Consider the following 23,613-nt stretch of genomic DNA (forward strand, 5'->3'; position numbering starts at 1 on the left):
CTCTCCAATAAAGTTTGTTACTGGTTCAAAGCTGGCAAATCATTTAATGATAGACTCATTAACGCTTTCGCTGTTCAGTTTTCAAAGAACATTTTCACAACAACCATTTCATCTTATCAGGTTGTCCAGGTCGTGTCAACAAGTTTTTTTAACGTGTTTTTCAGCGACCTCATTAATCTACCACAAACCCTGAAGGAAAAGCAAGAACTAATTTCACATCATTTTTCGTGATCGATTAAGTAAAAAAGAAGAACAGGTATTAATATAACACTTAACCTTTTTAAGTGCAAGTAAAAAATAAAAACCATCTGAGTTTTTCTCAGATGGTTCTATTCTGCAAGACTAATCGCGGTTACGCATATGAGGGAACAGCAGTACGTCGCGAATAGAAGGAGAGTTGGTCAACAGCATTACCAGACGGTCAATTCCGATTCCTAATCCTCCAGTTGGCGGCATACCATACTCAAGCGCTTCAATGAAATCGTCGTCCATATCATGCGCTTCGTCGTTACCAGCTTCTTTTTCCAATAGCTGTGCTTCAAAACGTTCACGCTGGTCAATTGGATCATTGAGCTCTGTAAATGCATTAGCATGCTCACGAGCTACGATAAACAACTCAAAACGATCCGTGAAGCGTGGATCCTGATCATTTTTCTTCGCCAATGGCGAAATCGCCACAGGATGACCGTAAACAAAGGTTGGCTGAATCAACGTATGCTCCAGCTTTTGCTCAAAGAATTCATTCACTACATGTCCGAACGTATGGTGAGGCTCAACGGATACGCCATGCTCTTTTGCCAAAGCACGAGCTTCATCGTCGCTCATTTCCTTCCAGAAATCGACGCCGAGATTTTCCTTAATCAAATCTACCATGTGTACACGACGCCATTTTGGTGTCAGGTCAATCTCGTTGCCTTGGTACTGAATTTTCATGGTGCCCAATACTTCCTGAGCGATATGAGCAACCATTTCTTCAGTCAGGCTCATGATATCCTGGTAGTCGGCATATGCTTCGTACAGCTCAATCATCGTGAACTCAGGGTTGTGGCGAGTAGAGATCCCTTCGTTGCGGTATACGCGACCGATCTCATACACCTTTTCCAAGCCACCGACAATCAGGCGTTTCAAGTGCAGCTCAATTGCAATACGCATATACAACTGCATATCCAATGCATTGTGGTGCGTGATAAATGGACGAGCAGATGCACCACCGGCAATCGCATGGAGTGTAGGTGTTTCTACTTCCAGATAGCCAAGGTTGTCCAAATAACGACGCATCGAAGTCAGAATGCGGCTACGAGTAATGAACGTATCGCGAACTTCTGGATTCACAATCAAATCCACGTAACGCTTACGATAGCGAGTCTCGATATCTTTGAGACCATGGTATTTCTCAGGCAGTGGACGCAGTGATTTGGTCAGGTAGGATAGTTCCTTTGCTTTTACACTGAGCTCGCCAGTTTTTGTTTTGAAAACAACACCAGTTACACCGATCATGTCACCGATATCAGCCAAATCAAATACTTTGCTCAGCTCTTCGCCAACGGTATCCTGACGAACGTAGATTTGAATCTGACCGGAACGATCCAGCAGTTGAGCAAAGCTCGCCTTACCCATTCCACGTTTCGCCATCAAGCGGCCTGCAATCGTAACCACGTTCTCTTCCGCTTCCAGCTCTTCCTTGCTCTTTTCGCTAAAAGCTTTTGTTATATCTGCAGCGTGATGCGTTTGCTCGAATTTTTTACCGAACGGATCAAAGCCCCACTCACGCAATTGCTTCATTTTGTCGTGACGCACTTGAAGAAGCTCGTGGAGCCCTTCCTGTTGCTGTTCTTCTTGTTGAAGGTCCTCTTGCTGGAGGTCTTGCTCGTTTGCCATTTCACTCACTCCTCTAGAAAATGCCTGCATTAACAATTTTGTACAGACTTTTATAATAGCGATACGGCGTACCTCGCAAAAGGTACGCCATAGATCGACTGCTTACAGGTTAATATCAAGAATCTCGTACTGAATGACTCCTGCCGGTACGTTTACATCAACAATCGAGCCTTTTGCTTTGCCGAGGAGCGCTTGCCCTACCGGGGACTCGTTGGAAATCTTGTTGTTCATCGGATCGGATTCAGCAGAACCTACAATCGTGTAATCCATAACATCACCGAACTCGAGATCTTTCAGCTTCACGCGGGAACCAACACTTACAACACCTGTATCTACATCTTCATTTGTGATGATGCGGGCATTGCGCAGCATTTTTTCCAGGGTCAGAATGCGACCTTCAATGAACGCTTGCTCATTCTTTGCTTCTTCGTATTCAGAGTTCTCACTGATATCTCCAAAGCTAATCGCTTCTTTAATACGAGCAGCTACTTCCTTACGTTTAACCGTTTTCAAATCTTCAAGTTCTTGTTCCAGTTTCGTTAAACCTTCTGGTGTAAGGATGACTTCTTTTTCAGACATGGTTCAATTCCCCCGTTTTAAAAAATGATTCCATTTATACTGGGTAAAGTACAAAGGATTATATGTAGATGTTCTATACAATATACAGCAGAATGCAATCGTCAGTGAGGTTCAAAGGTAAAGCTGCCAGTGTGGACTGGCAGCTCGACTCCCAATATTACGGAGTATTATAGGATATGAAGGAACCCTTGTCAATGTCTGGAATGAACCACCAATTTTAGTAGCTGACAGCCTCATCACTTGCTGTTTCCAGCGGTTCTTCACTGTCATCTGCATAGTTTTCGATCCAATCGACAAAGTTCATGAGGACGCTGCGAAGCTCCTCTTCTGTCTCAACCGCATTCACGAGATTTTTCGTGTGCGTCGAGCCCTTCAAGCCTTTTAAATAATACGCCGCGTGCTTACGCATTTCAAGAACGCCCACTCGCGGACCCTTCAGCGCGATTAAACGCTCTGCGTGCAATAAACAAATATTCATCTTTTCCCGTGCGGATGGCTCCGGTCCGAGCTCTCCCGTCGTCAAGTATTGAATGGTGCGATACAGCATCCATGGATTCCCGAGTGCAGCGCGTCCAATCATGACACCATCGCAACCCGTTATATCCAGCATGCGTCTCGCATCCTCAGGAGTAGCGACATCCCCGTTACCAATCACCGGAATCGAAACGGTTTCCTTCACCTGACGGATCCAGTCCCAATCAGCTTTTCCTTTGTACATTTGTACGCGGGTGCGTCCATGAACAGCAATCGCTTTGCCGCCTGCACGTTCTACTGCCTTGGCGTTATCCAGTACGTACAGATGATCTTCGTCCCAACCCAATCTCATCTTCACGGTAACCGGCTTGTCGACCGCGTCGACCACAGCAGATACGACTTCGTAGATTTTATCTGGATCGAGCAACAGACGCGCACCTGCATCACAGCTCGTAATTTTCGGCACAGGACAGCCCATGTTGATATCAATGATATCCGCATTCGTATGCTGGTCTACATATTTCGCCGCACTCACCAAGGTTTCCTTGTCTCCACCAAAAATCTGCAAACTTAGTGGCTTTTCGCGTTCGTCGACAAACAGCATATCCATCGTTTTTTTGTTTCCGTGCACAATACCCTTGTCGCTTACCATCTCGGCGCAAACCAATCCAGTACCGAACTCCTTGGCAATCAGACGAAAAGCAGGATTACAGACACCTGCCATTGGAGCGAGAACTACGTTGTTTTTTAACTCGATATTGCCGATTTTCATCTATTTTCGCCTCCTTATTCCCGCTTAGTCGGGGTCTTGGAGAGGACAATCCTATCCAAACTTCATTACATCACCTATTTATAGCACATAATTCATCGTAGTCTACCTGTAAAGTGCTGGCGATCTTCCGTAATACAGGCTCTGTTGGCATACGAGTTCCTCTCTCTAGTGATCCAACAAACGACAGTGACACTCCCATCTTGTCCGAAAGGGACTGTTGCGTATACCCTTTTAGCTTTCGGAAGGACCGGATTCGATTTCCCAGTTGATTGCTCCCCACTCACGTACCCCCTTGTGATCTTCTACCAATAAGGAAAGATAATGATCAATGGTCTGGTTATGCTCAGGTAAAACGCCGCCTTCCCAAACGTCTCGAAGCGGCACGAGTACAAAAGCACGCTCGCTCAGCCCAGGATGAGGAATCATGAGATTGTCTTGCGAAACACGCGATGTCCCGTACAACAGTAAGTCAATATCAATCGTTCGCGGTCCCCACCGAACCGTTCGCACACGACCTAGCTCTCGCTCTACTGACAACGCCGTCTCTAGCAGCTGATCCGGGCTCTGTTCTGTTTCCACAGCGATCGCCATATTCAGAAATGCGTCTTGTTCGACGTTACCAAATGGATCGGTCTCATAAACAGAGGAGACACGAAGCACGCGAATTCCAGGTTGCTCGTTCAATCTCTGTATCGCCCGGCGCAAGTTCTGTGCCCGATCCCCAAGATTGGAGCCTAACGCCAAATACGCACAAACTGTCATGAAGCAAAATCCTCTCTTCTACGGATCATCTCAATCGCAACCGACTCATAATGCCCATTGATCGGCGGATTCGGCTTGGTCACTTTTGCTTTAACTTCATGCAAAGGGAATTGCTCCAATAAGCGTTCTGCTATCACAGCAGTCAGTTTTTCTACCAGATGAAATCGTTCACCCTCGACAATTTTTTGCACACAAGTAAAGATATCGGCGTAATTGACTGTATCGTGAAGATCGTCACTTGCTCCGGCCTTGGATAAATCGAGCGATAGCTCCAGATCGACATAGAACCGTTGGCCCAGCTCAGCCTCTGCTCCAAACACACCGTGGTATCCGTAAAAAGACATGCCATTGAAGTAGATTTTATCCAAGGTTAAATGCCCCCTTTTAGCATCGCATCCATCATCTTCGTCACGCGCTTCATTTCTTTGACATCATGCACCCGTACCATATGGCAGCCTTTTGCCGCCCCGAGGGCAACTGTCGCTGCGGTACCTTCGACTCGCTCATCTACAGGCACGTCGAGAACATGACCGATCATCCGCTTGCGTGAAGTGGCAAGCAGAACGGGATAGCCCAGCCCTACCAGATCATCCAGCCTGCGCATCGTTTCGAGATTTTGCTCAACAGTCCTTACAAACCCGATCCCCGGATCGAGAATGATACGCTCCTGTTTTACCCCTGCCTGCAAGGCGATCTGTACTGACTCACGCAAGTCTTTGATATAGTTTGGGAAAAAGTCGTGATAGTCCGTGTCTTCCCGATTGTGCATCAGGATAATGGGCACATCGAGACGAGCAGCTACCTCTGCCATCCGCGGGTCACGCTTCGCTCCCCATACATCATTAATGATATGTGCCCCTTCTAAAATAGCCCGTTCTGCAACCGCCGCTTTGTATGTGTCAATGGACAGCGGAACAGACAATTCCTGCGAAAGTATCCGAATGACTGGTAGCACTCTGTCCAGCTCCGTCGCCTCATCGACTGCTTCCGACCCCGGACGTGTCGATTCACCGCCGATATCAATCAGGTCAGCTCCGGCCTCAACCATCGCACGCGCTTGTGCCAGTGCTGCCTCCACATCGACATAGCGACCGCCATCTGAGAATGAATCAGGTGTCACATTCAAAATGCCCATGACTAGCGTACGCTCCCCCAGTGGCAGAACATACTTACCACAGTTCAGCTCGCGCCGCGCACGAAGCTTGGCAGGCATAGCTAAAACTTCCCGTACCTCTGCCGCCAACGCTCGTAGTTCTTCTGTTTGGGTTTTCATATGATCCAACGCCAAATCCATCTTCGTGTGTGAAGCCAACAGCAGCACGTATTTTTTGTCGGAAGTACCTGGTTGGTCTGAAAGAATGGCTTCCGCATCAAAAGAGTGCATAATCTCTCTCACACTCTGTGCTGTTGCCACACTCATGTTTTCCGTGTGAATCTTCAGGCTCGTCCCTGCTTCCGTCATGCGTTCGGCTTCCGCAACAGGAACACCCCTTTTAACAAGCTCCGATACCATCTCAGCGAAGGTCGCAGCATGGATTCGAAATGAATTGTATTTCATGATCAAACTCCCTTTATCCGTCTTCGCACATTGAATAGTAGCATACCATAATTTACTCGCTAGCCGCTACAGACTGACAGTAGGCGCGGTGCAGTTCGCACGAATATGTACCATATGTCGAAGGGACGGATTGCCCGTCAATTTCGGCAATCGGAACGATCTCTTGCACGGAATTTGTCGTAAAGACTTCATCGGCGTTGAGCAGATCTTCCAAGCGATATCGACCTTCTTCGGCAGGCATCGATAATTGCTGTGCCAAAGTCAAAACATGTCGCCGCGTTACACCATCAAGAATGCCCGTATCAATAGAAGGGGTAAACAACTTGCCGTTCTTGACCCAGAACACATTGCTCACAATTCCTTCCGCCACGAAGCCATCATGCGTCAAAAACAGACCTTCCACATCGGGACGGGCGCCGAGTTCTTGACGTGCAAGGGCATTGTTTAAGTAATTGTGCGATTTAAAGCGCTGCTGGCCTTCCGCTGTCTGTCTAGCCAACGCCAATGTCTGCAATCCCTTAGGCGGAGGAGGTACTGCCAGAGGTGCTACAGGTTTGGCAAATACGAATAAGGACGGACGCTCGTACCCCCCTGCTACCAAGCCCACTCCTTCTGCGCCAGCCGTAATACTCAAGCGGACGTAAGCATCACGCAACTCGTTGGCATCTATGGTCATCAAGATGGCGCAAGCGAGCTCCTCCTTTGTCCAAGCAGGTTGAATCTGCAACGCAAAAAGCCCGGAACAAAGCCGGGCGTAATGAGCATCCCATAAAAATAGCTTGCGGTCGTATACACGTAACGTTTCAAACAAACCAATACCGTACAAAAACCCGTGGTCCAATACCGATACTGTAGCCTCGTGAGCCGGACAAATCGTCCCGTTAACATAAACGTGCATCTGCGCTCTCTCCCGATAATATAGTCGAGAGCATCATATCACATCTTTTTCTCCTCTTCATCCGGCGTCAAATCTTTCATCGACAGCTTAAATTCATTCAAAGTCTGTCCGACTGCACGACCAATCTCCGGCAGCTTCTTCGGTCCGAAAAGCAACAAGGAAATGATCAAGAGCAAAATCAATCCGGGAATACCGATGCTCGACAGCATTGCTGGCAACACTCCTTTTCCTGTCAATTACCCAGTCTCTTCAAAGGATGTGCATAAAGCACCCAATCTACTCCCAGCCCCAAGCGAAAAAGGCTACCACTGTAGCATGGTAGCCCATCACTCACGAAAATTTTACTCTCGCTTATTTCTTTCCACCCAGGATTTCGAAAATGACATCCGCGTTTTTAGTGTTGTCGATCAATCCAGATACTTTCTCTTTACCAGGACCATACGCATAGACGTTTACATCTTCCCCTGTGTGTCCACCTGTTGTCCAGCCAGTAAAGGAGCGTGTATCGATAATCGCTTCGATGGCATTATCAATTTTCACTTGGTCTTTTGTTTCAGCAGCTTTCTTCACAGACGCGATTTCTTGCGGAGTCAGCTCCAGGTCAATGTACTTCTTGAGTGTTTCCTCTACATTTGCACCTTTTGCAATTTCAGTCGAAATGAAATCAGGCGTACGTTTCACTGCTTTAATTGGCTCTACCAAGAAGTTGTATTCATCTTTAGCCGCTACTGACAATCCACCCGTGGAGTGGTCAGCCGTTGCGATAACCAGTGTATGGCCATCTTTCTTCGCGAAGTCAATCGCTGCTTGGAAAGCTCGCTCGAAATCTTCCATCTCGCTCATTGCGCCAACGATATCGTTGTCATGACCAGCCCAGTCAATTTGGCTTCCTTCTACCATCAGGAAGAACCCATCCTTGTCCTTGCTCAGACGATCGATTGCAGCATTTGTCATTTCTTCCAGAGAAGGTGTTTCCTTGGAACGGTCGATCATTTTGTCCATTCCGCCATCTGCAAACAATCCGAGAATTTTGCCGTTTTTGTCGTCCAATAGTTCGCTCTTCGAAGTAACGTAGCTGTAGCCATCTTTCTTAAACTCTTTCGTCAGGTCACGATCTTTACGAACGAAGTTTTTCAAGCCACCGCCAAGCATCACATCGATGGAATGCTCGCCGTTAATTTTCAAATCATAGTAATCATTCGCAATCGCATCCATGTTCTTGCGGCTTTCGTCATGAGCACCATAAGAAGCAGGGGTAGCATGAGTAATTTCGGAGGTAGCTACCAAGCCAGTAGATTTACCTACTTTTTTCGCACGCTCGAGTACGGTTTCTACTTCTGATTTGTCGTTGTCTACCGCAATCGCATTATTGTATGTTTTTTTACCAGAAGACATCGCCGTAGCAGCAGAAGCGGAGTCTGTAATGTTTTGCTTGTGGTCTTCTGCGTAAGTCATTTGTGCACCGACCAAATATTTATCGAATTCTGTTGGCTCCATCAGTGGAGTCGAAGGGTCGTCCTTCATGTAACGATGTGCAGTTGTGTAAGCAGTACCCATACCGTCACCGATTAAGAAGATTACATTTTTCACTTTTGCGTTGTTATTATTTTCTGCTGCTTTTACAAGACCTGTAGTAGGACCGAAGAACGCTGTAAAAGCCAGCGAGGAGATTACTGCAACTGGAACAAGCTTTTTGGGGAATGTACGGAACATCATGTACCTCCTAAGAAATGAATTATTATTTATTTTCAACTAGATTGTAATCTTCCAATATTGAGAAATGACGTGGGGAATGTAAAGAAGTTTAAGGAAACAGTAAAGATAGATTTACATTTGTCGAAGAACACAAAAAACCGCCCTCGTAAAAAGGCGGTTTTCCTGTCGTATCTATGTGTTAACCTGTCGTATGGCGCGCGTATGCAGTAAGGAAGTTCTTCAGCAATTGCTTGCCGTGCTCGGTAATAATCGATTCAGGGTGGAACTGGACGCCTTCAATTGGGTACTCCCGATGGCGCACAGCCATAATTTCGCCTTCGGCTGTCCGGGCGGTTACTTCCAGCTCACTCGGAATGGACGCTTCCTCAATAATCAAGGAATGGTAGCGTGCCGCCGTAAAGGGAGAAGGAATGTCCTGAAAGATAGTTTTGCCATCATGGAAAACTTCCGACGTTTTTCCGTGCATCAAGCGCTCGGCCCGAATGACTTTTCCGCCAAACACTTGCCCAATGGACTGATGACCCAAACAAACACCCAAAATCGGAATTTTTCCGGCAAAATGGCGGATAACATCCATGCTGATCCCCGCTTCATTTGGTGTGCACGGTCCTGGAGACACCATCAAATAATCAGGTGCCAATCGTTCGATTTCTTCCAGTGAAATTTTGTCATTGCGATACACTTGTAGCTCTTCCCCAAGCTCTCCCACATACTGCACCAAATTGTAGGTAAAGGAATCGTAGTTATCAATCATCAAAATCATCGTACACTCATCTCCTCTCAACTCATCGTTCTCTGCTCGCTCAACTCAAGCGCTTTCCACAACGCTTCTGCCTTTTTCAATGACTCGGCATACTCGGCCTCTGGAACCGAGTCAATCACGATACCCGCTCCAGCCTGGACATGAGCTACGCCATCCTTGATCACCATAGTGCGGATGGCAATGTTGACCTCGATATCACCATTGAAGCCAAACCAGCCGATTGATCCCGTATAGACGCCTCGCTTGACTGGCTCCAGCTCTTCGATGATTTCCATCGTGCGAACTTTTGGCGCTCCGGTGATCGTCCCTCCTGGAAAAGTCGCTTCGATCGCATCAAGCGCATCCTTGCCTGCTGCCAACTCTCCTTTGACATGAGAGACGATATGCATGACGTGGGAATATTTCTCCACGACCATGAATTCGCTGACCTCCACACTGCCAAAGCGACAGACACGGCCCATGTCATTGCGCTCCAAATCAACCAGCATGACATGCTCTGCGCGTTCCTTTTCATTATCAATCAGCTCACGTGCCAATGCATCGTCTTGCTCATCCGTTAATCCACGCGGACGTGTACCGGCGATCGGACGCGTATGCACTTCCTTGCCTTTTACCTTTACAAGTAGCTCTGGCGAGGCACTAACTAATTGAAATTCAGGGAAGCTCAGATAGCCCATATAGGGAGAAGGATTCAGCTTGCGAAGCACATCGTACACTTCTGGGGCAGTCACCTGCACTGGCTTACTTTGCCGTACCGACAGATTGACCTGAAAAACATCCCCTTGGGCGATGTACTCCTGCACCCGACGAACGGCATCCTCGAATTGGTCTTTGGCAAAGGATACTGACGCTGGCACTAGCTTGGCAAGCGGTTTTTTGCGCAAAGCTTCCCAATCTGTCTCATCGCGATCCATTGCCAAGGAAGCAATCGAGTCCATGCGTTTTTCCAGGTGGAATGCTGCTTGTCGATAGCTCTCTTCGGTCAAATTGTCCGCGCTCAAATGCGTCAGGCAAATGATCTCTCGGGTCTCATGATCAAAGACAAGAAGGTCTTGCATTATCATAACATACAGGTCTGGTAACTGTAAGTCGTCAGTCGCTATCTGTGGCAAGCTCGGCTCAAAAAAGCGGTTCATCTCATAGCTGATATAGCCTACGGCGCCCCCAGCAAAATCTGGCATACTTGGAAGCGCAGGCGTACGGTAACGAGAGAGCAGCTCTCGTAAAGCATTCAATGGGTTGTGAGTCTCTATGCTCTCGATTTTTCCTTCTGGGTACGAAACGATGGTTTCTCCTCGCTGACTGCGCAGCGTAGCGATAGGCTCATATGCCAAAAAGGTATACCGCCCAGCTCGTCCACTTTCCAACAGGACAGCATGTTGCAGAGAAGGCTGTAGTTTTGTGAGCACCTGCCACGGATCCATCGTCGAAGACCACGGTTTACGCAGGGCAAGGGGGACCAACGGATAAGATAAGGCATACGTCTGGCAATCAGCAAAGGTAGGGAACATTCTTCCTCTTCACGCTCCGGTTTTCACTATTTATCCGTTCATTATATAGTTGCCTGACACAAAAAGAAAAGACCACGTCGCCAACGTAGCGCTCCGTGGTCTTGCGTTATCTTTTTACAATTAATCTTCGAACTGATACAGAGGCGTGGACAAATAACGCTCCCCATTCGAAGGAATGACAGCGATCACTTTTTTGCCTTTGCCGAGCTTCGCTGCTACTTGCAGAGCCGCATGAATCGCTGCTCCAGACGAAATCCCGCCGAGAATACCTTCCTGACGAGCAACACGACGCGCCGTTTCAAAAGCGTCCTCGTTTTCTACCTTAATGATTTCGTCGTAAATTTGTGTATCGAGAATATCTGGAACAAAGCCAGCGCCGATACCTTGGATCTTATGTGGACCTGGTTTGCCGCCAGACAAAACTGGCGAAGCAGCAGGCTCAACAGCCACGATTTGTACATTCGGATAGTGTTCACGAAGAACCTGCCCTACACCCGTAATCGTTCCGCCTGTACCAATACCGGAAATAAACGCATCTACGCCGCCGATTTCCTTCGCTTGGTCCAACAGCTCACGAGCAGTTGTCTCACGGTGAATGGCCGGGTTTGCCAGGTTTTTAAATTGTTGCGGAATGAAATACGAGCTATCTTCTTTCGCCAGCTCTTCCGCTTTGCGAATCGCTCCGCCCATCCCTTCGCTGCCTGGTGTGAGAACCAGCTCCGCACCATAGGCACGCAACAGGTTGCGTCGCTCAATACTCATCGTCTCTGGCATGACCAGAATAGCACGATATCCTTTTGCAGCAGCAACCATCGCGAGTCCAATACCGGTATTTCCGCTCGTAGGTTCAATGATGGTATCACCCGGTTTCAGACTTCCATCTGCCTCTGCTGCCTCAATCATCGACAACGCAATTCGGTCTTTTACACTGCTGCCCGGATTGAAGAACTCCAGCTTCAAGTAAATGTCTGCAATATCTTCGGTGACAATACGATTCAGCTTTACAAGCGGAGTAAATCCAATCAAATCGGTAATGGAATTAGCCACGCGCATATGTTCTGCCCCTCCTATTTTCAATAACCGAGTAAAACGCTAGGATTTATTGACATAATTATATCAACGGTAGCCTATTTGGTCAATGAGGCATTTGCCCAGAAATCTGGACCCCTACCGATTTTCGCAATCGCTCCAGCACGACATCTAGCGACTCGACCTGGGCAAATGCGATTTCTCGGCGCAGCTCATCTTTTACCTCTTCAAACGTCCGTTGACTGGCTTCCCTGCGCTCTGTCAGTTGGTAAATGACGTAATGATCTTCTATTTTGATCGCTTCGCTATATTTGTCTTTCTCCAGCTTTTCTACAATGGGCTTCGCCTCGTCGGGCAATCGATTATCCTTGATGGAAACCCAGCCCACGTCGCCGCCGTTCACCGCTGTATCCGCATCAATCGAGCGCTCTTTGGCAATCGTCTGAAAGTCTGCCCCGTTTTTTACATCAGCCAAAACTTGTTCCGCTTCTTTTTGGGAAGCCACGACGATTTGTCCTAAACGCATCTGCATCGGTCGGGTATAACGGTCAGATCGGCTGTTGTAGACGTTTAGTACTTCTTCATCCTTGATGGTCATGTCCTTCGTTGCCAGGGTTTGCAGCAGGATTTGGTAAGAAATCTCCTGCTTCAGGGCTTCCACGGTCGTCCCCGCTTGTTTTAACAGCGCAGCCTCAAACTCGCTATCTGTCCGACTGCCGTAGCTGTCGCGAATCTGGGAAAGCTCTTGGTCCAGCTGCTTCGGATCAACCGTGATGCCGGATCGCTTCGCCTCTTGAAAAACGACTTCCCGATTAATCATGTCGTTTAGCACTTGCTTACCGAACTTTTGTTTCAGCGCCGTTACATACTCATCGTTGCTAATCGTCTTATCCCCTACGATGGCGGCAGGCTGCAGCTTGCCTGATGCCTGGTACCATGCCCAGGTAACGGCAAGCAGCAACAATACAAGCGCCCCAATGAATGCCCACAACCCTTTTACGTTGGTCATGCCAACACTCCCCTACTTGACGCCGCGCTTACATGTCTTTCAGGATGTCTTCCAACGCGGATCTGTCATAATGGTAACGTTCATTACAGAAATGACAGTGTACTTCTGCTTCGCCCTGTTCTTCAATCATACCTTCCATTTCTTCGCGTCCCATGCTGATCAGTGCCTGAACAACCTTATCCGCTGTACATTTGCAGCTAAATTGAATCTCCGTGCGGCTCAGGATTTTTGGCTCATCCAATACGCGGGCCAAAATCTCTTCAGGAGTCAAACCTTCGCCAATCATGCGAGAAACCTGCGGAAGCTGTCCGAGGCGTTCTTCAATTGCTGCTACAACCTCTTCTGGCGTATTCGGCAACAGCTGAAGAATAAATCCACCCGCAGCCAAAACAGAACGGTCCTCAGGGTTAACCAGTACACCCACGCCTACTGCTGAGGGCGTTTGCTCGGACATCACAAAATAATAAGTGAAGTCTTCCCCAATCTCACCAGAGACGATCGGCGAACTGCCTTGATACGGCTCCTTGAGACCGAGATCTTTCGTTACGTACACAAACCCGTCTGTTCCCACTGCACGCGCTACATCGAGCTTACCTTTATCGTTTAGCTCAAAGTGGACATGCGGGTTGGTTACATAAGCGATTCCTTCACCATGTGCGTTGGCTTCCGCCATGATCTGCCCGATTGGTCCTCCTCCTTTTACTTTGACATGGAGGCTCTCGTTTCCTTTTAACATAGCCCCCATCATCAAGGTAATAGTCAGCGTACGTCCCGCTGCTGCTGTCGCTGTATTCCACATGTCGTGACGACGACGCATTTCTTCGACAGATTCTGTCGTGCGTGCGGCAAATGCACGAACATGCCCATTAAAACCGGTTGCTCTTATCATATAATCGCCCATGTAGCGATCCTCCTTTTCAAACTACCTCTTTACATAGTGAAAAAAACATGAAGCTATCTTACCAGTTTACCACAAGGAGAAAAAGACTACGCTTCTCCCACTGTGAGTCTGACACTTTGTGAATTCGACCATTTCTGACAGAAAAGACCCCTCTGTAAGAAGAGGGGCCGAATTAACTAAATCCTATGTTAGGTTAAATAATCTTTTAATACGTGTGAAGCTTTTTGCGTACGCAATCGGTCAATCGTCGTCGCTTCAATTTGGCGAATACGCTCGCGGGTAAGACCAAACATTTTCCCCACTTCCTCCAGCGTATACACTTGATCATCATAGAGACCATAACGCATGGAGATAATTTCTTGGGCGCGGGGACTAAGTCGCTCCAACGCTGCGCGCATTTGCGAGCGAAGATCTACCTTTTCAATCCAGTCATCCAGAGAGGACAACCCATCATCCATGATTTCTGCGTAGCTCAAGCTCTCGTCTTCATGCCAAGCCTGCCATTTCTCACTATCCAGCTCAGCGTCGATGGACTCCATCTTCATCATTAAAGCCAGTTCGATGGCTTCCACCTTTTCTAGTGGAATATCCAAGAGTACGGCAATCTCCTGCCGATCAGGCGTACGGTTCAATGCGTGGACGAGATGTAATACTTGCTTCTGATACTGACGAATCTGCTCATGCATGTGGACAGGAATGCGAATCAAAGTTGCTTTGTCGTTGATGGCACGGGTGATCGCTTGAGAGATCCACCAGTGTGAGTAATGATAGAGACGCACGCCACGTCCCACATCAAATTTGTCAATCGCGGTAAACAAACCTATCGTGCCCTCCTGAATCAAATCCAGGAACGGCATCCCTCTTTTCAAATGGCGCAAAGCGGTACTAACTACGTATCGTAAATAGGCGCGCACTATCGTTTCACGTGCTTCAAGATCGTCATCCCTTTGATAGCGAATCAGGCAAGCAAGCTCTTCTTCTTTGTCCAACATGGGTGTTGCAGCGACGCTTTCCAAAAACAGTAGAGCAGAAGTGTCCGATCGAAGTGATCTAGGAACAACAATTCCCAACTGTGTCTCCACTTCCCGCCAGCGACGGGGAGTTGAATGGAACGAGGAGGTACTCAGAGTCATATGCAACCCTCACTTCTCTGGAATGGAAGTTCACGATGAAGTAGGTGAGTCACGGAATGTTTTACTGTATCCGTATTTCGACAAAACCTGTTTGATTCCTGCCAGTTAACAGAATATTAACAGTTCTCCTCTCCGAATAGTTGATGTAAGCCCTTTCATAGTTTAGAGTTAAAAGTTTATGAAGAAAAAGCCATCCCATTAACGAGGGATGGCAAAAAGACAATGTCGAATCTTCTGATAAAACAGAAGGCTACTGATACAAGTGACAGGCGACGAAGTGGTTGGTGTCTACTTCCTGCCAGATAGGCTTCTTTTCGGCGCATACGGCTTTGGCTACCGGACAGCGTGTACGGAATACACAGCCGCTAGGTGGATTGATCGGGCTGGGAACGTCACCTTCGATAATGGTGCGCTCACGGCTTTTCTCCAAATCGGGGTCGGGGACAGGAATAGCCGACAACAACGCCTGCGTGTAAGGATGCTTCGGTGATTCGTAAAGTATTTCACTGGCAGTCATCTCGACCATATTGCCCAAATACATGACGCCAATACGGTCACTGATGTGCTTGACCATCGCCAAATCATGCGCGATAAACAAATACGTCAGCTTTTGTTCCTGCTGCAATTTCTTCATTAAATTAACGACCTGTGCCTGAACCGAAACATCGAGTGCGGAAATCGGCTCATCGGCAATGATGAAGGTAGGATTGACGGCAAGCGCCCGAGCAATCCCTATCCGTTGTCGCTGACCACCGCTGAACTCGTGCGGGAAACGGTTGGCATGCTCTTTTTGCAAACCAACCATCTCTAACAGCTCAATCACACGATTCATTCGTTCTTTCCCTTTATATAGCCCGTTCAGATACAGGCCCTCCGAAATGATTTCCGCAATGTTCATTCGGGGATTCAGAGAAGCATATGGGTCCTGAAAAATCATTTGCATATGGCGTGTCAGCTTACTCCGCTCAGCAGATGATGCCTGATGGACGTTTTGCCCGTCAAAAATAACCTCACCTGTCGTCGGTTGATACAATCCGATGATTGTACGGCCTGTGGTCGATTTTCCGCAGCCAGATTCCCCTACCAGTCCAAACGTTTCCCCCTCGTATATATCGAAGGAAACATTGTCCGCTGCCGTAAGTGAGAGCCCTTTACCCAACGTAAAGGTTTTTGTCAGGTTCTTTACCTGGACCAGCTTCTTTCGTTGCATCTGGCCACTCCTCCCCGTTATCCGTTTACCAGTATCGTCTGGAGACGCAATGTTCCTTTTCGAGCTTGTAGCCATCCAGCTTGACGATCTCGATGGCGCTTCGTGAATCTGGAGAATGAATCATTTCGCCATTCCCCTTGTAAATGCCCACGTGATGGACTCTGCCTTTCCCCTCTTCATGGGCAAAAAACAGCAGGTCGCCCGGAAGCAAAGCATCTTTTTCCACGAGCTGTCCGGCTTTTGCCTGATCAGAAGCATCACGTGGAATCTGGAGACCGACAGATCGGTGCATGTTGTACGCAAATCCCGAGCAGTCATACCCGTAAGAGGACATGCCGCCCCATAAATAATGCAGGTTGAGGAATCGCTTACCCGCTTCTACGATTGCCTCTCCACGATTACCGGAAAGCTCAATGGGCTCGTTTGCTTTCACGATTTGGACGTCTGCTTTTGGCAAAAGTCCTGTGCCGTTCGGTGTCGCTACCGTTACCCAGTCCGCGGTTTCCTCGATCAGCGGCAGTTTGGTCAAAAACGCAAGCTCCATGTCTGGATTTTGGTCAGGTGTATGTAGACGGGTAAACGCCGCCGTGACCATCGCCAGCTTTTGGCCTTGCTGTACCTCAAAAGCATCTGACCACGGTGCTAGCTGACGAGACGGAACCCAGCCCGGATAGCCTGTTGCGTTTTTGTTCGTAGTCTGATCAGGAATCAGAATTTGTGACCATTCCCCTTGCTCCTCGACTACCTCTACGCGCGTACCGTACAGCGCTTGTGTTTGAATCGCGTTATTGTCGTAAAAACCAAGCTTCTCCTCAACAGTAAGGGAAGCGAGCCAGCTTCGTGCATCTACCGGCGATTGGAGTGCCACTTGGTCCATATCACGCGGCGACTCCGGCTTGGTCCACACAGTGGCGACAGAAACAGAAACAATGGCAGATTTCATCTTAGTTCCCCCCCCTCCCACAGGCTGACGGAACGAATACCGAGCCCAGACTCTTCTGGCATGCGCATCAAGCGTCCCTCGTACGTTACGCCACCTTCTATGCCATCGTGCAAAAGCATCAACGGAGCATCGAAATCAAAGCGGGTGATGTTCTTCTTACTAGCTGCAAAATGAGCTGCCGCTGATACAGCCAGACGCGATTCGATCATGCTGCCAACCATGCATGGAATACCGTACTCTTCAGCCAATTGGTTGATCAATTGTGCTTTGTAAATGCCGCCAGCCTTCATCAGCTTGATATTAATCATGTCAGCCGCACGGTTTTGCAAAACCTGCAGGGCCTGTGCTGGTGAAAACACACTCTCGTCAGCCATGATTGGCGTATCGACCGAATCTGTTACCCGCTTCAAGCCTTCCAGATCATGCGCTTTTACAGGCTGCTCAATGAGTTCGATGCCAAGACCCATGTCCTCCATTTTGCGAATGGATTGCACCGCTTCTTTTACATTCCATCCCTGGTTGGCATCAAGACGAATCTTCACCTGATTGCCCACGGATTTGCGAATTTCCTGGATGCGCAAAATGTCATCCTCGATATTGTCCTTGCCGACCTTGATTTTCAGTACGTTAAAGCCTTGCTTGAGATAGGCAGCCGCATCCTCACCCATTTCTTTCGGGGAGTTCACGCTGACGGTATAGTCAGTTTCCAATTGGTCACGGTAACCACCCAGGAATTGATACAACGGCATTCCTGCGCGCTGAGAAATGAGGTCGTACAACGCAATGTCAACTGCTGCCTTCGCACTCGTATTTCCTACCATGGATTGATGCAAGGTTTGGAAAACTCGTTCATAGGCAAGCAAATTCAAGCCGATGAGCTGAGGTCTCATCGTATTCATAATCGCCGACTCGATGCTCTCGATGCTGTCTCCTGTAATGACGACGGTTGCCGAAGCTTCGCCCCACCCGACCATACCGTTGTCGCAGGTGATTTTCACTAAAATGGACTCCAGACTGTGCACCGTACGCAAAGCGGTTTTAAAAGGCTTTTTCAATGGAACAGATATTCGTTTTACTTCGATGGCTTGAATAATCATGTTTTCCTCCATCTTCTCCAGTACTCGTGCTTTCTTTAGTTGTGTTTTTTCTAATAGACATACTAAATTATAGCACTATTAAAAATTCTAGCAAAAAAGGGGGGAGAGTCATTCCATCCGCCTGAAATGACTTCTCCCAACTCACTCTTTCTTACTTCACGACAGCTTTTCTCAGGTCTGTGTAGCTCAGTGAAGAGCTTTGAATACCACTCACCTTGTCGCTTGAGAGCAAGGAAGTGTTGTAGAAATAAAGAGGTGCGATTGGCGCTTCATCCAACAAGAGTTTTTCTGCATTATGGAGCAGCTTCAGACGTTTTGCATCGTCTGGCTCCTTGTATGCGTCTTGGATCAGCTTGTCGAATTGCGCATTGCTCCAGCCCGTACGATTGCTTGCTGCCTTCGATTGGAAAATGTCGAGGAAGTTGATCGCATCACCGAAGTCAGGCAACCAGGAAGAACGAGCAATTTGATACTGCAATTGCTTTTGCATATCCGTCAAAACTTTTCCTTCAACTTTTTGCAGCTTCACATCTACGCCCAGCGTCTGCTTCCACATTTCTTGCGCGGCTTGTGCCGTTTTTTCGTTAGCCGTTCCGCTACGGTACGTGAGTGTAACCTCTGGCAGCTTTGTGTAGCCTTTTTCTTTCATTCCTTGTTCCAGGAGCTTCTTCGCTTCATCTGGGTTGAAGTTCACCAATTCTCCGCCTACCTCACGGAATTGTCCTTCACCGTTGGCATCAGGCAAACCAAAAGATACGAAGCCTGTTCCCGGTTTTTGTTGACGCATCAGCACCAGGTCGACCAGCGTTTGACGGTCAATCGCCAAGCTAAAGGCTTTACGAATATTGGCGTTATCAAATGGCTCTTTCGTTACGTTGAAACGATAGAACTCTGTACCTGCTCCATCACGCACGAATACTTTGCCGTCTTTGAACAATTGGTCTGCCATGTCTGCAGGAACGGTTGTCGTTCTGTGCAGCTCTTCGTTCGTAAACATTTGATACTCGGTATTCTCGTCATCAATCATTTTCCAAACGGCACCAGGCAGGGTTACATTAGCCGCGTCCCAGTACGTATCGCTCTTCATTATTTTCAGTTCACTGTCATGTGCCCACTCTGTCAGCTTGAATGGTCCGTTTCCAACAAAGCTTGCTGCTTCTGCCGCCCATTTCGGATCTTTTTCTACAGTTGCTTTGTGTACAGGGAAGAAAGCTGGGTTGGATGCCAACAGGAGCGTCCAGGAAGCTGGTTGAGCGAGAACGACCTCTAGTGTCTTGTCGTCCACGGCTTTTACTTTTACGCCATCCGCCGGTCCTTTCCCGCTGTTATATGCCTCCGCGCCCTCAATAATGTACGCAAGGGATGCTGCCGGAGATGCTAGTGCAGGATCAAGCATGCGTTTCCACGCGAATTCGAAGTCCTGAGCCTTTACAGGTTCACCATTGGACCATTTGTTGTCACGCAGGGTAAAAGTGTAGGTTTTTCCATCCACGGAGATTTTCCATTCAGAAGCGGCCGCTGGTTGAGGCTTTTGATTTTCGTCCAGGCGAGTCAAGCCTTCCATCAAGTTGTTCAAAATGTTATAGGACGGCTCATCGAAGCCAATCGGCGGGTCCAATGACGTCGGTTCCTTGATATTATTCAGCAAGAGGAGCTTTGCCGCTTGATCACCCGGCGTCGGAGCGTTTGGCTGAGCCGTGTTGCCTGGTGCAGGCTCACTCGGTGCAGTTGGTTGACCCGATGTACATCCAGCCATGAGCATGGACACACCCAGCGTAGCCGTCAGCAACAATGTTGATAGTTTTTTCACTGTTTCTTCCCCCTTATTTTTTTGTTTTTGTATGACGTAAAAGGCTAGCGCCGTTAGACGACACCCTCTTTTACACGAATGAAGCCGGGCTTGACCACACTGCCCTCGACAGCCATGAATCAGGTCCCCGTTGGTGACTGCATCGACGCCAGCAACTTCTTCGCCCGTGGGTCCTGCAACCAACAGGAAACTGCGTGTTTGCTATGGACATGGGTCTCCGCAGGCTGGTAATTCCGACATACTTCCAACGCGTAGTCACAGCGCGCAGCGAATGCACAGCCAATTGGCGGGCTGAACAAATCCGGGGGTGTTCCAGGTATGGGGCTGAGCGGAATAGAGCGATCCGCATCCAAACGTGGCATCGACACCAGCAAGCCTTTGGTGTAGGGATGCTGCGGATTGTAAAAAATGTCGCGAACAGGTCCGGACTCTACCACCTTTCCGGCATACATGACATTGACCCGATCCGCAATCTTGGCGACGACTCCCAAATCATGCGTGATAATAATGATCGAGACTCCCGTCTTTCGTTGAATGCTTTTGAACAGCTCGATGATTTGCGCCTGAATCGTCACATCCAACGCAGTCGTAGGCTCATCCGCAATCAGAATGGACGGCTTACAGACTAGCGCAATCGCAATCATGATCCGTTGGCGCATCCCGCCACTGAACTGATGGAGGTACTGCTTGAGACGACTTTCTGGATTAGCGATCCCGACCAAGGTGAGAATTTCAATCGCTTGCCGCTTGGCTTCGCTTCTGGTTACCTTTTGATGGCGAACGATTCCTTCCATGATCTGTTCGCCAATCGTAATTGTCGGGTTGAGCGACGTCATCGCATCCTGAAAGATCATGGAGATTTCTTTCCCACGCAGCTCGCGCATTTGCTTTTCTGGCAGCTTTGCCAGGTCCTGCCCTTTAAAATGAATGCTTCCACCCGCGATTTTTCCGATATGCTCCGGGATCAGACGCATGATGCTCCTTGCAGTCACGCTCTTCCCACATCCGGATTCACCAACAATCGCCAGTGTCTCCCCTTTGTTCAAAGTAAAGTTCACGTCCCGAACAGCGTTCACTTCACCGCCATGCGTCTTGAATGTGACCCGAAGCCCACTGACTTCCAGCAGCTTTTCCGTTTTATCCATGTTGCCTACCTCCTTGACTTCGGATCGAACGCATCGCGCAAGCCATCACCGAGCACGTTGAACGCAAGCATCGTCAGCGAGATTAGGAAAGCAGGGAAAAAGAGCCGCCACCAATGACCGGACAAAATGGTGGGGAGTCCATCGTTCGCCATCACACCCCAGCTAGCCATTGGCGCCTGAATACCGAGACCGAGGAAGCTCAGAAACGCCTCTGCAAAAATTGCAGATGGAACAGATAACGTGACGTAGACAATGATGATGCCAATTGTGTTGGGCAGCAGATGTTTTCGAATGATGTAGAAAGGCTTTGCCCCCATTGTTTTTGCCGCCAGTACGTACTCCGAGTTTTTCATTTGCAGGACCTGACCGCGTACAGTCCGCGCCATCCCGATCCAGCCTGTCGCACTTAACGCGATAATAATGGTTAAAAGTCCGGGTCCCATGACGACCATCAGCAAAATCACAACCAACAAATAAGGAAGGCCGTACAAAATGTCGACGAAGCGCATCATGATATTATCGATTCGCCCCCCCAAATATCCGGCAATTCCTCCATACAAGACACCAATGAAAAAATCGATAAGTGCTGCCGTCAAACCGACAAACAGGGAAATGCGCGCACCATACCAAACACGGGTGAACACATCACGGCCAAAATCATCAGTACCAAACCAGTTCGCTTCCGATGGCGGTTTATTTTTCATAATAATCGACTGTTTGGCGTATTCATGACCAGAGATCATCGGTCCAATCGTAGCCATAACCCCAAGCAAGATAATAACCACCAACCCCATCAGGGCCAGCTTGTTTCCTCTCAGACGAAGCCAAGCTTCTTGCCAAAACGTCAGTTGAGGTCGCACAATCGCTTCCGCATTGAGGTTGTCTTTTCGCATGGGGATAAATAAATCATCAGAAACGATCATCCTTCGCTCTCCTTTCGATGCAGCTTAATTCGTGGATCAATGATGCCGTACAGTACATCGACGACAAACATCAGGAAAATCAAAAGTGCGCTATAGAAGACTGTCGTTCCCATAATGACGGAGTAGTCACGATTATTAATGCCAGCGACGAAATATTTCCCCATCCCAGGAATCGCAAATATTTTTTCGATCACAAAGCTGCCCGTTAAAACGTTGGCAATCAGTGCGCCTAAAAGCGTGACAACAGGCAAAATCGCATTACGCAGTGCGTGCTTCAACACGATCGTCGCCGGAGACAGCCCTTTTGCGCGAGCGGTTTCAATGTATTCCTGGGTCAACACTTCCAGCATGTTGGTACGAGTCAAACGAGCGATAATCGCAATCGGACCAAACGCCAATGCAAGCGCTGGCATAATCACATGCTGCCAAGACCCCCACGTTGCAGTCGGCAACAGCTTCCACTCGACCGCCAAATATTTGATTAATAAGGAAGCGACAACAAAGCTGGGAACAGATATCCCGATAACAGCAATAATCATGGCAAGGTAATCAATGAGACGGTTATGTCGTAACGCGGCGATCACACCAAGAGCGACACCGGTGACAATCGCAAAGACGACAGAAATCAGACCGAGTTGAAAAGAAACGGGGAATCCACGGGCGATCATTTTGTTGACCGTATCCGAGCTGTTGGCAATAGATGGTCCAAGGTCAAACTGCACCAGCTTTTGCAAGTACAGCCCGTATTGGACGAGTAGTGGCTTATCCAGGTTGTAGTAGGCATTGAGGTTGGCAGCAACCGCTTCGTTTAATGCCTTTCCTTCTTTTTCAAAAGGAGATCCTGGAACGGCATGCATCAGGAAAAAGGTGAGGGTAATGATGAGCCATAAAGTCACGATCATGGAGATAAATCTGCGGAAGACAAAAGATAGCAAGGACTCTCCTCCTTTTCATCAAAAATCCGTAAAACCATATTGGTGGCAGGGACTGAACTCTCGTAATAAGCAAAAAACCCAGCAAATGCACGCGATCATGGCATTTACTGGGTTTTACTTACGTGTATGCCGTGCATACGAATAAATAAAGCAGCGGGTGTATTCATTTGGTGACTGTAGCTTTATTTCTCGTGGAAACTGCTTGTTTGTACTTCTTTTGCGCGTCCTTGAACGCTGCGATCAATGTTTTTTGGGAAGATCCAAAATACCGAAAGCGAATCTCTTCGCCAATTTCCTCCGACGCCATAATTGAATGACCGATAAAGATCGACCGAGCAAAGTCAGACGTCAGTTGGACCGTGGAGGAACAGGCCGCATCTACGATCTTGTCGTTGGAAGTATCGACAACCAATCCGATAAAAAAAGCACTGAATTGCTGTGTAATCGGATTGTTCGAAGAGGACTGTGCATCGCCTACGATATAAATGGTATCTTTATCAAACAAATCAATAACCCCACTTTTACTATGCTTAACGGACCGGCAAACGGGATGTTCGGAGAGCGACT

At 48.2% G+C, this 23,613-nt stretch carries 24 protein-coding genes; all 24 read right to left on the reverse strand.

From position 1 onward, the window contains the following. Positions 1-342: 342 nt before the first annotated feature. The 24 genes from lysS to ACFVS2_RS33355 all read right to left on the reverse strand — a co-directional run bounded on the left by lysS (position 343) and on the right by ACFVS2_RS33355 (position 23,551). Positions 343-1,878, reverse strand: a complete 1,536-nt coding sequence (gene lysS, locus ACFVS2_RS33240) for a lysine--tRNA ligase (protein ID WP_390240804.1) — start codon at positions 1,876-1,878, stop codon at positions 343-345. A gap of 102 nt (positions 1,879-1,980) precedes the next feature. After that, a complete protein-coding gene (gene greA / locus ACFVS2_RS33245; protein ID WP_064203223.1) occupies positions 1,981-2,457 on the reverse strand; it encodes a transcription elongation factor GreA in 477 nt (158 codons plus the stop codon). A gap of 217 nt (positions 2,458-2,674) precedes the next feature. Beyond that, the gene (gene dusB / locus ACFVS2_RS33250) at positions 2,675-3,703 is read right to left on the reverse strand and encodes a tRNA dihydrouridine synthase DusB (protein ID WP_173621247.1); all 1,029 of its coding nucleotides are present in this window, start codon (positions 3,701-3,703) and stop codon (positions 2,675-2,677) included. 70 nt (positions 3,704-3,773) lie between these two features. Then, positions 3,774-3,983: a helix-turn-helix domain-containing protein gene (locus ACFVS2_RS33255; protein WP_173621246.1), complete on the reverse strand. Its 210-nt coding sequence runs from the start codon at positions 3,981-3,983 to the stop codon at positions 3,774-3,776. After that, positions 3,935-4,465 (reverse strand): 2-amino-4-hydroxy-6-hydroxymethyldihydropteridine diphosphokinase, encoded by a 531-nt coding sequence (folK, locus tag ACFVS2_RS33260; RefSeq protein WP_390240807.1) that lies wholly within the window; start codon positions 4,463-4,465, stop codon positions 3,935-3,937. Before folK ends, ACFVS2_RS33255 begins: the two co-directional genes overlap by 49 nt. Then, positions 4,462-4,833 carry a dihydroneopterin aldolase gene (folB, locus tag ACFVS2_RS33265; protein ID WP_064203224.1) on the reverse strand — a complete coding sequence of 124 codons (372 nt, stop codon included), beginning with the start codon at positions 4,831-4,833 and terminating at the stop codon, positions 4,462-4,464. Before folB ends, folK begins: the two co-directional genes overlap by 4 nt. Positions 4,834-4,835: 2 nt before the next feature. Further along, positions 4,836-6,023 (reverse strand): dihydropteroate synthase, encoded by a 1,188-nt coding sequence (folP, locus tag ACFVS2_RS33270; protein ID WP_390240809.1) that lies wholly within the window; start codon positions 6,021-6,023, stop codon positions 4,836-4,838. A gap of 52 nt (positions 6,024-6,075) precedes the next feature. Continuing rightward, on the reverse strand, positions 6,076-6,921 hold the full coding sequence (pabC, locus tag ACFVS2_RS33275; protein ID WP_390240811.1) for an aminodeoxychorismate lyase: 846 nt from the start codon (positions 6,919-6,921) through the stop codon (positions 6,076-6,078). Positions 6,922-6,959: 38 nt separating this feature from the next. Further along, positions 6,960-7,130 carry a twin-arginine translocase TatA/TatE family subunit gene (gene tatA, locus ACFVS2_RS33280; protein WP_012683944.1) on the reverse strand — a complete coding sequence of 57 codons (171 nt, stop codon included), beginning with the start codon at positions 7,128-7,130 and terminating at the stop codon, positions 6,960-6,962. A 142-nt stretch (positions 7,131-7,272) separates the two neighbouring features. Next, positions 7,273-8,634: an alkaline phosphatase gene (locus ACFVS2_RS33285; protein WP_173621249.1), complete on the reverse strand. Its 1,362-nt coding sequence runs from the start codon at positions 8,632-8,634 to the stop codon at positions 7,273-7,275. Between the two features lie 181 nt (positions 8,635-8,815). Next, positions 8,816-9,400: an aminodeoxychorismate/anthranilate synthase component II gene (pabA, locus tag ACFVS2_RS33290; RefSeq protein WP_390240814.1), complete on the reverse strand. Its 585-nt coding sequence runs from the start codon at positions 9,398-9,400 to the stop codon at positions 8,816-8,818. A gap of 17 nt (positions 9,401-9,417) precedes the next feature. Then, a complete protein-coding gene (locus ACFVS2_RS33295; protein WP_390240816.1) occupies positions 9,418-10,911 on the reverse strand; it encodes an anthranilate synthase component I family protein in 1,494 nt (497 codons plus the stop codon). 120 nt (positions 10,912-11,031) lie between these two features. Next, positions 11,032-11,964: a cysteine synthase A gene (gene cysK, locus ACFVS2_RS33300; protein ID WP_056493393.1), complete on the reverse strand. Its 933-nt coding sequence runs from the start codon at positions 11,962-11,964 to the stop codon at positions 11,032-11,034. Between the two features lie 82 nt (positions 11,965-12,046). Continuing rightward, a complete protein-coding gene (locus ACFVS2_RS33305; RefSeq protein ID WP_390240818.1) occupies positions 12,047-12,949 on the reverse strand; it encodes a peptidyl-prolyl cis-trans isomerase in 903 nt (300 codons plus the stop codon). 28 nt (positions 12,950-12,977) lie between these two features. Then, complete coding sequence (gene hslO, locus ACFVS2_RS33310) at positions 12,978-13,850, reverse strand: Hsp33 family molecular chaperone HslO (RefSeq protein WP_173621238.1); 873 nt, start codon at positions 13,848-13,850, stop codon at positions 12,978-12,980. 188 nt (positions 13,851-14,038) lie between these two features. Beyond that, positions 14,039-14,983, reverse strand: a complete 945-nt coding sequence (locus tag ACFVS2_RS33315) for a sigma-70 family RNA polymerase sigma factor (protein ID WP_007725227.1) — start codon at positions 14,981-14,983, stop codon at positions 14,039-14,041. Between the two features lie 250 nt (positions 14,984-15,233). Further along, positions 15,234-16,193, reverse strand: a complete 960-nt coding sequence (locus ACFVS2_RS33320; RefSeq protein WP_390240821.1) for an ABC transporter ATP-binding protein — start codon at positions 16,191-16,193, stop codon at positions 15,234-15,236. A gap of 25 nt (positions 16,194-16,218) precedes the next feature. Beyond that, on the reverse strand, positions 16,219-17,136 hold the full coding sequence (locus tag ACFVS2_RS33325; RefSeq protein WP_390240823.1) for a C40 family peptidase: 918 nt from the start codon (positions 17,134-17,136) through the stop codon (positions 16,219-16,221). After that, positions 17,133-18,233: a dipeptide epimerase gene (locus ACFVS2_RS33330; RefSeq protein ID WP_390240825.1), complete on the reverse strand. Its 1,101-nt coding sequence runs from the start codon at positions 18,231-18,233 to the stop codon at positions 17,133-17,135. Before ACFVS2_RS33330 ends, ACFVS2_RS33325 begins: the two co-directional genes overlap by 4 nt. Before the next feature lie 151 nt (positions 18,234-18,384). After that, positions 18,385-20,043: a peptide ABC transporter substrate-binding protein gene (locus ACFVS2_RS33335; RefSeq protein ID WP_390240827.1), complete on the reverse strand. Its 1,659-nt coding sequence runs from the start codon at positions 20,041-20,043 to the stop codon at positions 18,385-18,387. A 119-nt stretch (positions 20,044-20,162) separates the two neighbouring features. Beyond that, entirely contained in the window at positions 20,163-21,188 is a 1,026-nt protein-coding gene (locus ACFVS2_RS33340) for an ABC transporter ATP-binding protein (protein WP_390240829.1), read from the reverse strand. 5 nt (positions 21,189-21,193) lie between these two features. Continuing rightward, a complete protein-coding gene (locus ACFVS2_RS33345; protein ID WP_369751232.1) occupies positions 21,194-22,081 on the reverse strand; it encodes an ABC transporter permease in 888 nt (295 codons plus the stop codon). Between the two features lie 26 nt (positions 22,082-22,107). Then, complete coding sequence (locus ACFVS2_RS33350; RefSeq protein ID WP_390240831.1) at positions 22,108-23,046, reverse strand: ABC transporter permease; 939 nt, start codon at positions 23,044-23,046, stop codon at positions 22,108-22,110. A 163-nt stretch (positions 23,047-23,209) separates the two neighbouring features. Further along, positions 23,210-23,551 carry a DUF3870 domain-containing protein gene (locus ACFVS2_RS33355; RefSeq protein ID WP_012683929.1) on the reverse strand — a complete coding sequence of 114 codons (342 nt, stop codon included), beginning with the start codon at positions 23,549-23,551 and terminating at the stop codon, positions 23,210-23,212. Positions 23,552-23,613: the final 62 nt, after the last annotated feature.

It is taken from the genome of Brevibacillus sp. NPDC058079, from assembly GCF_042885155.1.
GTDB lineage: Bacteria > Bacillota > Bacilli > Brevibacillales > Brevibacillaceae > Brevibacillus.